This is a genomic window from Streptomyces sp. NPDC002044, assembly GCF_040296725.1.
Taxonomy (GTDB): domain Bacteria; phylum Actinomycetota; class Actinomycetes; order Streptomycetales; family Streptomycetaceae; genus Streptomyces; species Streptomyces antarcticus.
On sequence record NZ_JBEOXU010000047.1, the window covers coordinates 13,037 to 26,447 of the forward strand.

Annotated in this window: 10 protein-coding genes; 2 read left to right on the top strand and 8 right to left on the bottom strand. The window is 72.0% G+C overall.

Annotation, left to right across the window (positions count from 1 at the left end):
• Window positions 1-15: 15 nt before the first annotated feature.
• From scpB to pyrG, 8 genes are all read right to left on the bottom strand, one after another.
• Window positions 16-660, bottom strand: coding sequence for an SMC-Scp complex subunit ScpB (gene scpB, locus ABT106_RS14725; protein ID WP_351276627.1), 645 nt, complete (start codon window positions 658-660; stop codon window positions 16-18).
• Window positions 657-1,766, bottom strand: coding sequence for a segregation and condensation protein A (locus tag ABT106_RS14730; protein WP_351276629.1), 1,110 nt, complete (start codon window positions 1,764-1,766; stop codon window positions 657-659). Before ABT106_RS14730 ends, scpB begins: the two co-directional genes overlap by 4 nt.
• Window positions 1,767-1,825: 59 nt before the next feature.
• The gene (locus tag ABT106_RS14735; RefSeq protein ID WP_351276631.1) at window positions 1,826-2,335 is read right to left on the bottom strand and encodes a hypothetical protein; all 510 of its coding nucleotides are present in this window, start codon (window positions 2,333-2,335) and stop codon (window positions 1,826-1,828) included.
• The gene (locus tag ABT106_RS14740) at window positions 2,320-3,480 is read right to left on the bottom strand and encodes a ParA family protein (protein WP_502979370.1); all 1,161 of its coding nucleotides are present in this window, start codon (window positions 3,478-3,480) and stop codon (window positions 2,320-2,322) included. The genes ABT106_RS14735 and ABT106_RS14740 overlap by 16 nt, the downstream gene beginning before the upstream one ends.
• A 326-nt stretch (window positions 3,481-3,806) precedes the next feature.
• Complete coding sequence (gene ald / locus ABT106_RS14745) at window positions 3,807-4,922, bottom strand: alanine dehydrogenase (RefSeq protein ID WP_351276635.1); 1,116 nt, start codon at window positions 4,920-4,922, stop codon at window positions 3,807-3,809.
• A 152-nt stretch (window positions 4,923-5,074) separates the two neighbouring features.
• Window positions 5,075-7,048: a tetratricopeptide repeat protein gene (locus ABT106_RS14750; protein WP_351276637.1), complete on the bottom strand. Its 1,974-nt coding sequence runs from the start codon at window positions 7,046-7,048 to the stop codon at window positions 5,075-5,077.
• 183 nt (window positions 7,049-7,231) lie between these two features.
• Window positions 7,232-7,870, bottom strand: a complete 639-nt coding sequence (locus tag ABT106_RS14755) for an NUDIX domain-containing protein (RefSeq protein WP_502979371.1) — start codon at window positions 7,868-7,870, stop codon at window positions 7,232-7,234.
• A gap of 77 nt (window positions 7,871-7,947) precedes the next feature.
• Window positions 7,948-9,585, bottom strand: a complete 1,638-nt coding sequence (pyrG, locus tag ABT106_RS14760) for a CTP synthase (protein ID WP_267726398.1) — start codon at window positions 9,583-9,585, stop codon at window positions 7,948-7,950.
• Window positions 9,586-10,073: 488 nt separating this feature from the next.
• Between pyrG and ABT106_RS14765 the strand changes: the two genes are divergently transcribed.
• Window positions 10,074-11,885 (top strand): glycoside hydrolase family 15 protein, encoded by a 1,812-nt coding sequence (locus ABT106_RS14765; protein ID WP_351276665.1) that lies wholly within the window; start codon window positions 10,074-10,076, stop codon window positions 11,883-11,885.
• Between the two features lie 134 nt (window positions 11,886-12,019).
• Complete coding sequence (locus ABT106_RS14770; RefSeq protein ID WP_351276639.1) at window positions 12,020-13,402, top strand: FAD-binding protein; 1,383 nt, start codon at window positions 12,020-12,022, stop codon at window positions 13,400-13,402.
• Window positions 13,403-13,411 lie beyond the last annotated feature (9 nt).

Genomic DNA, 13,411 nt, shown 5'->3' on the forward strand with positions numbered 1-13,411 from the left:
GTCTTGTCGTCGTCTTCACATTTCTGGGGCGTACGGTGCCTCCAGATCGAACGACGGCACACCTTCCTGCGTCTCGGCTTCGATCGCGTCCGCCTCGGGAAGGAAGGGCGCGAGTTCCGGGAGCTCGTCCAGGCCGCGTAGGCCCATCCGCTCCAAAAAGTGGTTCGTCGTCCTGTACAGGATCGCACCTGTTTCGGGTTCCGTCCCCGCCTCGGCCACCAGACCCCGCTGGAGGAGGGTCCGCATGACCCCGTCGCAGTTGACTCCGCGGACCGCGGAGACCCGCGACCGGCTCACCGGCTGCCGGTACGCGACGACCGCCAGGGTCTCCAGGGCCGCCTGGGTGAGCCGGACCTGCTGGCCGTCCAGGACGAACGCCTCCACGGCCGCCGCGCAGTCCGCGCGGGTGTAGAAGCGCCACCCTCCGGCGACGGGCCGGAGCTCGAAGCCCCTGCCGGCGGCCGTGTACTCGTCGGCGAGCTCGCCGAGGGCCCGCGCGACCTCCCCCGGGGTGCGCTCCAGCACCTTGGCGAGGTGCGCCTCGGTGGCCGGCTCGTCCACCACCATCAGGACGGCCTCCAGGGCGGGCTTCAGCTCCAGTGCCGCCAGCGCGCCCGTACCGCCCGCCGGGGCCTGCGGGCCCGCGTCGCTGCTGCTCAATCCTTCGCCTCCACGATCCGGTCGAACTCGTCGGTCACCGTCGGCATGCCGTCGCCGTCCCCGCCGGTCCAGCGCACGGTCAGGGTGTCCAGGGCCTCCTCCTGGTCCAGGACCACGGCCCGCTCCCGGTAGAGCTCCAGGAGGGCCAGGAACCGTGCGACCACGGTCAGGGTGTCCCCGGCGTCCTCGGTGAGCTCCTGGAAGGTGGCCTCGCCGCGGGCCTTCAGGATCCGCACCACGAGCCCGGCCTGTTCGCGCACGCTGACCAGCGGCGCGTGAATGTGGTCCACGTACACCTGGGGCTCGGCCCGGGGCTGCATGGCCCGGGCCGCGATGCGGGCGAAGCCCTCCGCGCCGATGCCGATGACCACCTCGGGCAGCAGTTCGGCGTGGTGCGGCTCCAGGCCCACGGTGCGCGGGTAACGCCTGCCCTCGGCTTCCGCCCGCGCCTCGAAGATCTCCGCGATCCGCTTGTACGCCCGGTACTGGAGCAGGCGCGCGAAGAGCAGGTCGCGGGCCTCCAGCAAGGCGAGATCGCCCTCGTCCTCCACCTCGGCGGCGGGCAGCAGCCGGGCGGTCTTCAGATCGAGGAGGGTGGCGGCGACCACGAGGAACTCGGTGGTCTGGTCGAGGTCCCAGTCGGGGCCCATGGCCCGGATGTGGGCCATGAACTCGTCGGTGACCCGGGACAGGGCGACCTCGGTCACGTCCAGTTTGTGCCGGGAGATCAGCTGGAGCAGCAGGTCGAAGGGGCCCTCGAAGTTGGCCAGCCGCAGGGTGAACCTGCCGTCGCCCGTCGCGCCGGTCCCGCCGCCGGCCGCCGTACGGCTCTCAGGGGGCTCTGTGGCGGCCTCTGCGGCCCCCGGGGCCGCCGGGGCTCCCGGACCGCCCGGAGCCGGTTCACGGGCCGCGGTGGGTGTCCCGGGAGCTTCCGGAGCCCCGGCGGGCGCGTCCGGCGGGGCTCCGGCCGGCGGCTCGGCGAGGGGCTCGGCTGCGGCCGGCTCCCGTACGGCTTCGGCCGCGGGATCCGCCGCGGGCGCCCCGGCTCCGGGACCGCGCCCCAGAGGGCGGCGGGTCGGCTGGCCGGGTTCGGCGGGGAGGTGCATCGCGGTCCAGGCTGGTGCGGAGGGGCGGGGTGCGGGTGGGGCGCGCCCGGAGGACCGGGTCAGCGCCCGCGCAGCCGCCGTACGAGGATGCTCGCGTCCCCGCGGGACTCGAGATCCGCGAGGACGACCGCCACCGCCTCACGGACGATACGGCCACGGTCGACCGCGAGCCCGTGCTCGCCGCGCAGCACCAGCCGCGCGTGTTCCAGGTCCATGAGCTCTTCGGCGGAGACGTAGACCGTGATCTTCTCGTCGTGCCGCTCGCGCCCGCTGGGGCGCCGGTTGGCGCCCCGGCCCTGTCCCTTGCCCCGGCCGCCCGGCTGGGCGGGTCCGTTCGAGGAGCCGGCAGAACCTTCCTGCGGCCGCCTGGGTGCTCCCACCACGGGGTCGGTTCCGGCCGCGGCCTCCCGGCTGCGCCCCTCCCCCGCCGTGCCCTCCGCCGAAGCCGTCGCGTGCTCCGTTCCGGGCGCCTCCTCGGCCCCCCGCCGCGGCGAGGACGACTGGAGGGCCATCCCCCCGGTCGTGCGGAACAGTTCGTCGGCTCCGGGCAGACTCACTCGGCGGGACACCGGGCGAGCACCTCCCTGGCGAGCTGGCGGTAGGCGGCGGCGCCGACGGAGTTGGAGGCGTACGTGGTGATCGGCTCGCCGGCGACCGTGGTCTCCGGGAAGCGCACCGTGCGGCCGATGACCGTGTGGTAGACGTGGTCGTCGAAGGCTTCGACGACGCGCGCCAGCACCTCGCGGCTGTGCACCGTGCGGGAGTCGTACATCGTGGCGAGGATGCCGTCGAGCTCCAGCTCCGGGTTGAGCCGCTCCTGCACCTTCTCGATGGTCTCGGTCAGCAGCGCCACGCCGCGCAGCGCGAAGAACTCGCACTCCAGCGGGACGATGACCTTGTGAGCCGCCGTCAGGGCGTTCACGGTCAGCAGGCCGAGCGAGGGCTGACAGTCGATCACGATGTAGTCGTAGTCGGCCATCAGGGGCCTCAGGGCCCGCTGCAGGGTCGACTCGCGCGCGACCTCGCTGACGAGCTGCACCTCGGCGGCCGACAGGTCGATGTTGCTCGGCAGCAGGTCCATGTTGGGGACCGCCGTCTTCAGCAGCACCTCGTCGGCCGACATGCCCCGCTCCATGAGCAGGTTGTAGACCGTCAGGTCGAGTTCCATCGGGTTCACGCCGAGGCCCACGGACAGCGCGCCCTGCGGGTCGAAGTCGACGAGCAGCACGCGGCGCCCGTACTCGGCGAGCGCGGCACCCAGGTTGATGGTCGACGTGGTCTTGCCCACGCCGCCCTTCTGGTTGCACATCGCGATGATCTTCGCCGGACCGTGGTCGGTCAGCGGACCCGGGATCGGGAAGTACGGGAGCGGGCGTCCGGTCGGGCCGATCCGCTCACGGCGCTGGCGGGCAGCGTCGGGGGCGAGGGTGGCCGCGTACTCGGGGTCCGGTTCGTACTCCGCGTCGGGGTCGTAGAAGTGCCCCTCGGGCACGTTTTCGTAGTCGGCGAAACCCACGGGCTTGTCGCCGCTCGGGTCGCCGGCCCTGGAGTTCACGTCTAGGCCGTCCATGCTGTTTCGGGGCGTCTGCATGTGCTGGTGGTTTGCGAAGGTGCGGACTGCGACGGAGCCGACAGCCTCGAGCCCGGCGGGGCCTTGGCCCCGCTCCGGCGTCCCTGCGCGACCACCCCCAGGAGCAAATGTCGACTCATTCACAAGTCGTCTTACCTCCTCGGACGTGACCAGGACACTTATCGATAGGTCAGCGTTGCACCATGCCGACGGTTGGCGACTCTATGGCGTGTCACCGCCCAGCGGCAACACAATCCGTCGGACCCGGCACGATGTGTCGGCAACCGAACACCTCTCTGTCAAGGGCGTCCGAGCTGTCGCCGCGAAGTTTCGCGAGTGCGCGAAAGGGTTAAAGGGTTACGTTCGAGGCGAGTTGAGCGGGGTCCCGGGGCACGCCGCGAACGCCTCCGGCCGGACCTCGCGAGCAAGGTCCGGCCGGGTACGTGAGATTGACGTCAGTCGTTGACGACTCAGCCGAGCAGCGCGCTCAGCTCGAGGACCGGGAGGCCGTGCGCGTCGGCGACCGGACCGTAAACGACCTGGCCGTCATGGGTGTTGAGGCCCAGACCGAGCGCCGGGTCGCGGCGCAGCGCCTCGGCCCAGCCGAGGTTCGCGAGCTGCACGATGTAGGGCAGCGTGGCGTTCGTCAGGGCGTAGGTGGAGGTGTTCGGAACCGCGCCCGGCATGTTGGCGACGCAGTAGAAGACCGAGTTGTGGACCTGGAAGGTCGGCTCGGCGTGGGTGGTCGGACGGGAGTCCTCGAAGCAGCCTCCCTGGTCGATCGCGATGTCGACAAGGACACTTCCGGGCTTCATCCGGGAGACCAGCTCGTTGGTGACCAGCTTCGGGGCCTTCGCACCCGGGATGAGCACCGCGCCGATGACGAGGTCGGCCGCGAGGACGGCCCTCTCGAGCTCGTAGGCGTTGGAGACGATCGTCTGGATCTTCGTGCCGAAGATCTTGTCGGCCTCGCGGAGCTTGTTGATGTCGCGGTCCAGCAGGGTCACGTGGAAGCCCATGCCGATGGCGATCTGCGCCGCGTTCCAGCCGGAGACACCGCCGCCGATGACCACGGCCTCGCCGGCCGAGGTGCCGGGGACGCCGCCCGGGAGGACGCCGCGGCCGCCGGCCGAGCGCATCAGGTGGTACGCGCCGACCTGGGGGGCCAGGCGGCCCGCGACCTCGGACATCGGGGCGAGCAGCGGGAGCGCGCGGCTGGCGAGCTCGACCGTCTCGTAGGCGATGGCGGTGGTGCCGGACTCCAGCAGGGCGTCCGTGCACTCGCGGGAGGCCGCCAGGTGCAGGTACGTGAAGAGGGTCTGGTCCTTGCGGAGGCGGTGGTACTCCTCGGCGATGGGCTCCTTGACCTTCAGCAGCAGGTCGGCGGTGGCCCAGACCTCGTCGGCGGTGCCGAGGATCTCGGCGCCGGCCGCGACGTACTCGGCGTCCGTGATCGAGGAACCCACACCGGCGTTCTGCTCGACGAAGACCTGGTGGCCGTTACGGGCCAGCTCATGCACGCCGGCGGGCGTGATGGCGACCCGGAACTCGTTGTTCTTGACCTCGCGGGGGATGCCGACCTTCATCGTCGATCACGGTCCTTGGCTCAGGGGATTTTTCGGGTCACTTCCATACATACCCGCCCACAAGAACGCGCAACGGGATGCACCACAGGATGACGTGGTGGAGCCAGTCTAATGAAGGATGAGTCGCTGTCTAGCCTTGCAAACGAATAATCTTAGTCGGAAGCACTACGGATTTCGCAGGCTGCGGGGTCATCTCCCAGCAATCTGTCGGCTGCGGACCGGTGCAGCCTGGCGGCGGCGGGGTCGCCGAGGCGGTCCAGCGTGTCGGCCAGCCGGACCTGGAGCGCGGCCTGAAGTCGCTGGTCCCCGGCCCTGCGCGCCAGCTCCACCGCCTCCCGGCAGGTGTGCAGGGACTCCTCGGGCCGCCCCGCGTACTCCTGGACCCGCGCCATCTCGCTCAACGCCTTGGCCTGGCCCGGGAGATCGGCCAGCTTCCGGTAGCCCGCGGCGGCGGCCCGCCAGCTGCGCAGGGCGTCCCCGTAGCGGCCCGCGTAGGTGTGGACGTTGCCGAGCCGCCCGTACAGCCGGGCCTCGTCCGCGCGCTCCCCCCGGGTGAGGGCCTGGGACAGCGCCCGGCCGAACCAGTCGGCGGCCCGGTGCCAGTCCGTGAGCTCCTGGTACGCGCCGCCTACGGATTCCATCGCGCGGCCGGTCGCGTACGGGTCGTTCGCCGCCTTTCCGGCGGCCAGCGCGGCCCGGTAGCGCTCCAGGGCCTCCTGGGTCCGGCCGGTCTCGGCGTCCAGATCGGCCAGGTTCAGCAGGGCGGCGGCCTGCTCGCGGTGCAGTTCGCGGCGCTCGGCGACGTCCAGGACCAGCCGGTGCAGCCCGTACAGCTCGGGGGCGGCCTCGGCGGTGCCCCGGTGGTCCACGAGGGCATGTACCAGCCCGGAGACCAGCCGGCGGGCCAGGGTGTCCAGCCCGCCGTCGGCCACGGCCACCGTGGCGGCCGCCGACAGGGCGGGCAGCCGGGTGTCCAGCCAGGTCGCCGCGGCCCGGCGGTCGGGGAACCGCAGGGCGCGCGGCAGTCCGTCCAGCTTCTCCGGACCGCCGACGGGGCCGTCCTCGTCCGTCTGGGCCATGGCGCGGCAGGAGTGCAGCAGCCGTACGGTGCGCTCCAGCATCCGGGCCTTGGCCAGCTCGACCTCGGCGGGCCGCTCCTTGGCCTCCAGCAGGGCCTGGAGCAGCGGGGCGAGGCAGCCGGGCACCAGGAACAGCCCGTCGCGGGAGGAGTGCAGCAGGCCCAGCCCGGCGAAGTCGTCCAGGGTGGACTGGGCGGCGGCCACCGAGCACCCGGCGAGGGCGGAGGCGGTGTGCGAGTCGACCACCCCGGCCGGGGCGAGCGGCAGCAGCCGCAGCGTCCGCTGGGCGGGCTGCGGCAGGGACTCGTAGACGAGCCGGAAGCCGCGGGCGAGCGGGCCGCCGGTGCTGGGCGGCATGTCGTGCAGCTGCTTGGACACGTCGACGACGGAGGCCTTGGGGTGGGCGGCGAGCCAGCCGCCGACGAGGCGGAGCGCGGCCGGCTGTCCCCCGCACTCCTCGGCGAGGGCCTCGGCCGCACGGGGGTCGACCGTGACCCGGATGTCGCCGATGCGCTGGGCGAGCATGGTCACGGCGGAGGGGGTGTCGAGTCCGCCGAGGGTGCACGGCCGCACGTCGGGGATGCCCGTGAGGGGGCCTTCGGCGGTGACCACGACCAGGCATTCCGGGGTGTCCGGCAGCAGGGCGTCGACCTGGTTGGGGTCGGCCGCGTCGTCGACCAGGACGATCGCCCGGCGCCCGGCGAGCGCGGTCCGCAGGGCGGAGCTCAGGTCGTCCTCGCCCGCTCCGGCCGGGGCGGTGTGCCCCAGCCCCTCCAGGAGGTCCCTGACGGCGCGCTCGGTGGGAACGGTCTCCCCTCCGGGCGCGGTCAGCCGGGTCCGGAGCACTCCGTCGGGATACTGCCCGGCGATCTCGCGCACGAAAGCCTCGGCGAGGGCCGTCCGCCCGGAGCCGGGCCGACCGGCGACGAGCAGCACCCGCGCCCGGGGAGCCTTGGCCTTCCGGCCCGAGAGGGTGTCGAGCCCGGTCCGTGCGATGTCCTCGCGCAGCTCCTTGAGCTCACGCCGCCGCCCGACGAAATCCGTCACGGATCCGCTCCTCTCGCTGCCTTCGGATTGCGAGCGTAGTTCACGCAGAGCGACGACAAGGGTGGAGCGCGGCGGACAAATCCCCCAATCGGATCAGCGGATGGTCACACCACTGGGCCGTACCGCCCGCCCGCGGGCCGTACGGGGCCCCGACCGACCGGCCGGAGCCCCGTACGGCGCGTCCTACGCCTCGTACGGGCGGGCGGGCCACGGGGCGAGGGCCGGGCGCAGCGCGTCCAGGCCCTCACCCGCCAGGGCGGCGGTCACGGCCAGCACGCCCGTCACCAGCCCCGGGTTCCCGAGCCGTCCGGCCAGCACGCCGGCCACCAGGTCCGCGAGCGGGACCCGCGCGACCTCCATGTCGGCCTCCTCGTCGGAGACCTCGAAGCGCTCTCCCTCGGCCTCCGCGAGGTTCCGCGCCAGGAAGATGCGTACCGCCTCGTCCGAGCCGCCCGGCGAGGAGAAGAAGTCGGCCAGCACGTGCCACTGCTCGGCCTTGACGTGGGCCTCCTCGTACAGCTCGCGCCGCGCCGCGTGCAGCGGGTTCTCCCCCACCACGTCCAGCAGCCCCGCGGGCAGCTCCCACAGCCGGTGCCGCACGGGGTGGCGGAACTGCTTCAGTACCAGGACCCGGTGGTCCTCGTCGAGCGCGAGGACGCACACCGAGCCGGGGTGTGCCTGGTAGTCGCGGCGGACCACCATCCGGTCCGGCATCCGCACCTGGTCGGAGCGGACCGCCGTCTTGGCTCCCTGGAACGGGGTGCGCGAGGCGACGACCTCCCACGACTCCGGTGTGTCCTCGATGTCGTTGCCCATGGCCATGGCCGTACCTTCCGGAGAAACGCGACAGCCGGGGCACGATGCCGTGCCCCGGCTGTCTACGTTATGCGGTCAGGCTGTCACTTCGCGGACTGCTGCCGCTCCACGGCCGCTTTGACCAGACCCGCGAAGAGCGGGTGGGGGCGCGTGGGGCGGGAGCGGAGCTCCGGGTGGGCCTGGGTGGCCACCAGGTAGGGGTGGACCTCACGCGGGTACTCGACGTACTCGACGAGCTTGTTGTCCGGGGAGGTTCCGGAGAAGACGAGGCCGGCCTTCTTCTCGAGCTCGCCGCGATAGGCGTTGTTGACCTCGTAGCGGTGGCGGTGGCGCTCGTCCACGTACGCCTCGTCGCCGTAGGCTTCGCGCACGACGGAGCCCTCGGCCAGCTTGGCCGTGTACATGCCCAGGCGCATGGTGCCGCCCAGGTCGCCCGCTCCCTCGACGAAGGCGAGCTGCTCCTCCATGGTGGAGATGACCGGGTGCGGGGTGGAGGCGTCGAACTCGGTGGAGTTCGCGTCCTCGATGCCGGCCAGGTTGCGCGCGGCCTCGATGACCACGCACTGGAGGCCGAGGCACAGGCCGAGCAGCGGGATCCGGTTCTCGCGGGCGTAGGTGATCGCCCCGACCTTGCCGTTCACACCGCGGTCGCCGAAGCCGCCGGGCACGCAGACCGCGTCCACGTCGCCGAGCTGGGCGGCGGCGCCCGCCGGGGTCTTGCAGTCGTCGGAGGCGACCCACTTGATCTGGACCCGGGCCTTGTTGGCGAACCCGCCGGCGCGCAGCGCCTCGGTCACCGACAGGTAGGCGTCGGGCAGGTCGATGTACTTGCCGACCAGCGCGACCTTGACCTCGTGGTCGGGGTTGTGGACCCGGTCCAGCAGGTCTTCCCAGACGGTCCAGTTGACGTCCCGGAAGGGCAGGTCGAGCTTGCGGACGACGTAGGCGTCCAGACCCTCGGTATGCAGGACCTTGGGGATGTCGTAGATCGACTTGGCGTCGATCGCGGCGACGACGGCGGCCTCGTCGACGTCGCACATCAGGGAGATCTTGCGCTTGATGGAGGTGGGGACCTCACGGTCGGCGCGCAGGACGATGGCGTCGGGCTGGATGCCGATGTTGCGCAGGGCCGCGACCGAGTGCTGGGTCGGCTTGGTCTTCAGCTCGCCCGAGGGACCGATGTAGGGCAGCAGCGAGATGTGCACGACGAAGACGTTGTCGCGGCCGACCTCGTGGCGGACCTGGCGGACGGTCTCCAGGAACGGCAGCGACTCGATGTCGCCCACGGTGCCGCCGACCTCGGTGATGACGACGTCGACGTCCGCGGTCGCCATGCGGCGGATGCGGTGCTTGATCTCGTTGGTGATGTGCGGGATGACCTGCACGGTGTCACCGAGGTACTCGCCGCGCCGCTCCTTGGCGATGACCGTCGAGTAGACCTGGCCGGTGGTGACGTTGGCCGAGCCGTCGAGGTCGACGTCGAGGAAGCGCTCGTAGTGGCCGATGTCCAGGTCGGTCTCGGCGCCGTCGTTGGTGACGAACACCTCGCCGTGCTGGAACGGGTTCATCGTGCCGGGGTCGACGTTCAGGTAGGGGTCGAGCTTCTGCATCGTGACCCGCAGGCCGCGCGCCTTCAGCAGCGCACCCAGGCTGGAGGCCGTCAGGCCCTTGCCGAGGGAGGAAGCGACACCCCCGGTGACGAAGATGTGCTTGGTCGTCATGGCTGTGCTGTTTCGAAAAGCAGCGGGCGGCGTCGCCAAGAGGGGGCTCCCGTGGTCGCGAGGTGAAAGTGCGTCCGGCGCCGGCCTCCGTCGATCCGGAAGGGTCTCAGGGGGCGCCGAAGCTGCGGTTTCGGGGTTCCTGATTCGCACAGGCAGACCACCGGTCCACGGGATACCAGCCTATCAGCGCCCGGACCGGTCCGCCTCCGGCGACGCCCGGCGGTCCGCCTTTGGGGGTGTCGTGGTCAAGTTCTCCCTGCTCACCCGTTTGGCCGTGTCACATTCTTCGCAGGCTTAGGTGGATCACTAGGGTGCCGTCATATCCTGCTCGGATATTGCGAACATCGCCGCCGGGCAGACCGTCAGACGGCCGACCCGAGCCGATATGCGGAATCATTGGCTCAACGCGGCGTTCCCCACCCATGGGAGACCGCGCACACCGCGCAATGCAAGCGCCCTTCGGGGCGGACGTGGCCGTTCGACTGGAGATGCACGTGTCAGGGCGCATCGAGGATTACGCACTGATCGGGGACATGCAGACCGCGGCGCTGGTCTGTCGGGACGGGGCGGTGGACTGGTTGTGTCTGCCCCGGTTCGACTCCCACGCCGTGTTCGCGAGCATTCTCGGCACCGAGGATCACGGCTTCTGGCGGATCGGCCCGGCCTTCCCGGCGGGCGTGGACGCCCCCCGCGCCACGCGCCGCCGGTACCGCGGCGACTCGCTGGTGCTGGAGTCGGAGTGGGACACCCCCCGCGGGACGGTCCGGGTGATCGACTTCATGCCGCCCCGCGAGGACCACGCCCCGCAGCTGATCCGCATCGTGGAGGGCGTCAGCGGCCGCGTGCCGATGCGCTCGGCCCTGCGCATGCGCTTCAGCTACGGACGGGTCGTGCCGTGGGTGCACAAGGTCGACGGCCGCACCGTGGCCGTCGCCGGCCCGGACTCCGTCTGGCTGGACACCGAAGCGCAGACGTACGGCAAGGACCTGACGACGTACTCCGACTTCACCGTCGCGCCGGGCGACCGGATGGCGTTCAGCATCAGCTGGCAGCCCTCGCACAAGGGCGCGCCGGAGACCCCGGACGCCGGGGAGGCCCTGGAGGCCACCGCCGAGTTCTGGCGCGAGTGGGTCGAGCAGTGCACGTACCACGGCCCCTACCGGGAGGCGGTGGTCCGCTCGCTGATCACCCTCAAGGCCCTGACCTACGGCCCCACGGGCGGCATCGTCGCCGCGCCGACCACCTCCCTGCCGGAGGAGATCGGCGGGGTCCGGAACTGGGACTACCGCTACACCTGGCTGCGGGACGCGGCCATCACCCTGTCCTCGCTGCTGCGCACCGGCTACCGCGAGGAGGCCCGCGCCTGGCGCGAGTGGCTGCTGCGCGCGGTGGCCGGGGACCCGGAGAACCTGCAGATCATGTACGGGATCGCGGGCGAGCGGGAACTCGGCGAGACCGAGCTGGACTGGCTCCCGGGCTACGAGGGCTCCACTCCGGTCCGGGTCGGCAACGGGGCCGCCGGCCAGCTCCAGCTGGACGTGTACGGCGAGGTCACCGAGGCCCTGCACCTGGGGCACATGACGGGGCTGGCGCGCAGCGACTACGCCTCGCTGCTCCAGCTCAAGCTGATCCGCTACCTGGAGACCCACTGGGACCAGCCGGACGAGGGCATCTGGGAGGTGCGCGGCCCGCGCCGCCACTTCGTGCACTCCAAGGTGATGGCCTGGGTGGCCGTGGACCGCACGATCAAGCTGATCGAGAGCGGTGACGCCGACGGCCCGCTGGAGCGCTGGCGCGAGCTGCGCGACGAGATCCACCAGGACGTGTGCGAGAAGGGCTACGACAAGGAGCGCAACACCTTCACCCAGTCGTACGGGTCGAAGGAGCTCGACGCCTCCCTGCTGCTGATCCCGCAGATGGGCTTCCTGCCGCCGGACGACAAGCGGGTCATCGGGACCATCGAGGCGATCCAGCGCGAGCTGTCCACGCCGGACGGGTTCATCCTGCGCTACCCGACGTCGGGCGGCGAGGCCGGAGTCGACGGACTGGAGGGCGACGAGGGCGCGTTCCTCGCCTGCTCGTTCTGGATGGCCGACGACCTGGCGATGATCGGCCGCGTGGACGAGGCGCGGCGGCTCTTCGAGCGGCTGCTGGCGCTCCGCAACGACCTGGGGCTGCTGGCGGAGGAGTGGGACCCGCGGCTGCAGCGGCAGGTCGGGAACTTCCCGCAGGCCTTCAGCCACGTACCGCTGATCGACACGGCCCTGCGGCTGACCGCGAGCGGGGCGTACGGGGGCTGACGCCCCGCCCGGTCCGGACCCGTGCGCGGGTCCGGACCCGGCCCCCGTGCGCGGGCTTCCCCGTCGCGCCGTGCTCACCGGGGCCGCCTACGCTGGAAGGGTCCTATGCCCTCCCCCGGTGGAAGGGGGCAGCCATGGCTCCCCTCTCGAAGGCGGGCGCGGCGCTGACCGCGCTCCGCGAGGATCTGGCCGGTGCGGTGTTCGCCCCGGGGGATCCCGGGTACGACGAGGCCCGGGCCGTCTTCAACGCCATGATCGACCGCCGTCCGGCCGCCATCGCGCAGTGCGAGAGCGAGGCCGATGTGGTCACCGCCGTACGGTTCGCCCGCGAGCTGGACCTGAAGGTCGCGGTGCGCGGCGGCGGGCACAGCGTCGCCGGCAACGCCGGCGGGGACGGCGCCCTCGTGATCGACCTGCGCCGGATGAGCGACGTGACGGTCCATCCGGCGGCCAGGGCCGTCCGCGTCGCGGGCGGCGCCACGATGAGCCACCTGGACCGGGCCTGCCAGCCCCACGCGCTCGCGACCACCGGCGGCCGCGCCTCCACCACGGGCGTCGGCGGCTTCGTCCTCGGCGGCGGTTCCGGCTGGCTGGACCGCAAGTGCGGCCTGGCCGTCGACAACCTCCTGGGCGTGGACCTCGTCACCGCCGACGGGGAGACCGTCACGGCGACCTCCGAGGACAACCCCGAGCTGTTCTGGGCCCTGCACGGCGGCGGCGGGAACTTCGGCGTCGCGACCTCCCTGACCCTGCGCCTGCACGACCTGCCCGACATGTCGATGGCCCTGCTCATGTACGCGCCGGAACGCGGGCCGGAGGCGGCCCGCCTGTTCCGGGACCTCGTCGAGGGCGGCCCGGTCGAGGCGAGCGGGGGCATCATCTACCTGACGGCGCCGCCCGAGCCGTTCGTACCGCCGCACCTGGTCGGCACCCTGCTGTGCGGCATCCTGCTCACGTACGCCGGGCCGGAGGAGCGGATGCGGGAGCTGGCCGCTCCGCTGCTCGCGCTCCCCCACGAGGTGGAGATGGTCACCGCCATCCCGTACGCGGACCTCCAGTGCATGATCGACGACCCGCCGGGGATGCGGAACTACTGGTCCGCCGAGTACCTCACGGGCCTGCCGGACGAACTGGTCGAGGTGTTCTGCGCCCGGGCGCACTCGATGCCCGTTCCGACGGGCACCCAGCACATCCTGTTCCCGCTGGGCGGGGCCATCGCCGACGGCCCGGCGGAGTTCCCCGTCCCGTACCGGGACTCGCCCTGGGCGGTGCACCCGTTCGGCATCTGGGAGGACCCCGCGGACGACGAGCGGTGCCGGAGGTGGGTGAAGGACGTACGGGCCGACGTGCGGCCGTGGAGCACCGGCGCCGTCTACCTGAACTTCACCGGCGACGAGGGGGCGGAGCGCGTCGCGGCGGGACTCGGCGAGGACAACCTGCGCCGGCTGGGAGCGGTGAAACGGCGGTACGACCCGGACAACGTCTTCCGCTTCAACCACAACATCCGGCCCGCCTGACCCCCTGAT

What these genes read in the sequence shown, in the direction of transcription:
- ald (WP_351276635.1), bottom strand. Translation starts at nt 4,922, where the DNA reads ATGAAGGTCGGCATCCCCCGCGAGGTCAAGAACAACGAGTTCCGGGTC.
- pyrG (WP_267726398.1), bottom strand. Translation starts at nt 9,585, where the DNA reads ATGACGACCAAGCACATCTTCGTCACCGGGGGTGTCGCTTCCTCCCTC.
- ABT106_RS14730 (WP_351276629.1), bottom strand. Translation starts at nt 1,766, where the DNA reads ATGCACCTCCCCGCCGAACCCGGCCAGCCGACCCGCCGCCCTCTGGGG.
- ABT106_RS14765 (WP_351276665.1), top strand. Translation starts at nt 10,074, where the DNA reads ATGCACGTGTCAGGGCGCATCGAGGATTACGCACTGATCGGGGACATG.
- ABT106_RS14755 (WP_502979371.1), bottom strand. Translation starts at nt 7,870, where the DNA reads ATGGCCATGGGCAACGACATCGAGGACACACCGGAGTCGTGGGAGGTC.
- ABT106_RS14770 (WP_351276639.1), top strand. Translation starts at nt 12,020, where the DNA reads ATGGCTCCCCTCTCGAAGGCGGGCGCGGCGCTGACCGCGCTCCGCGAG.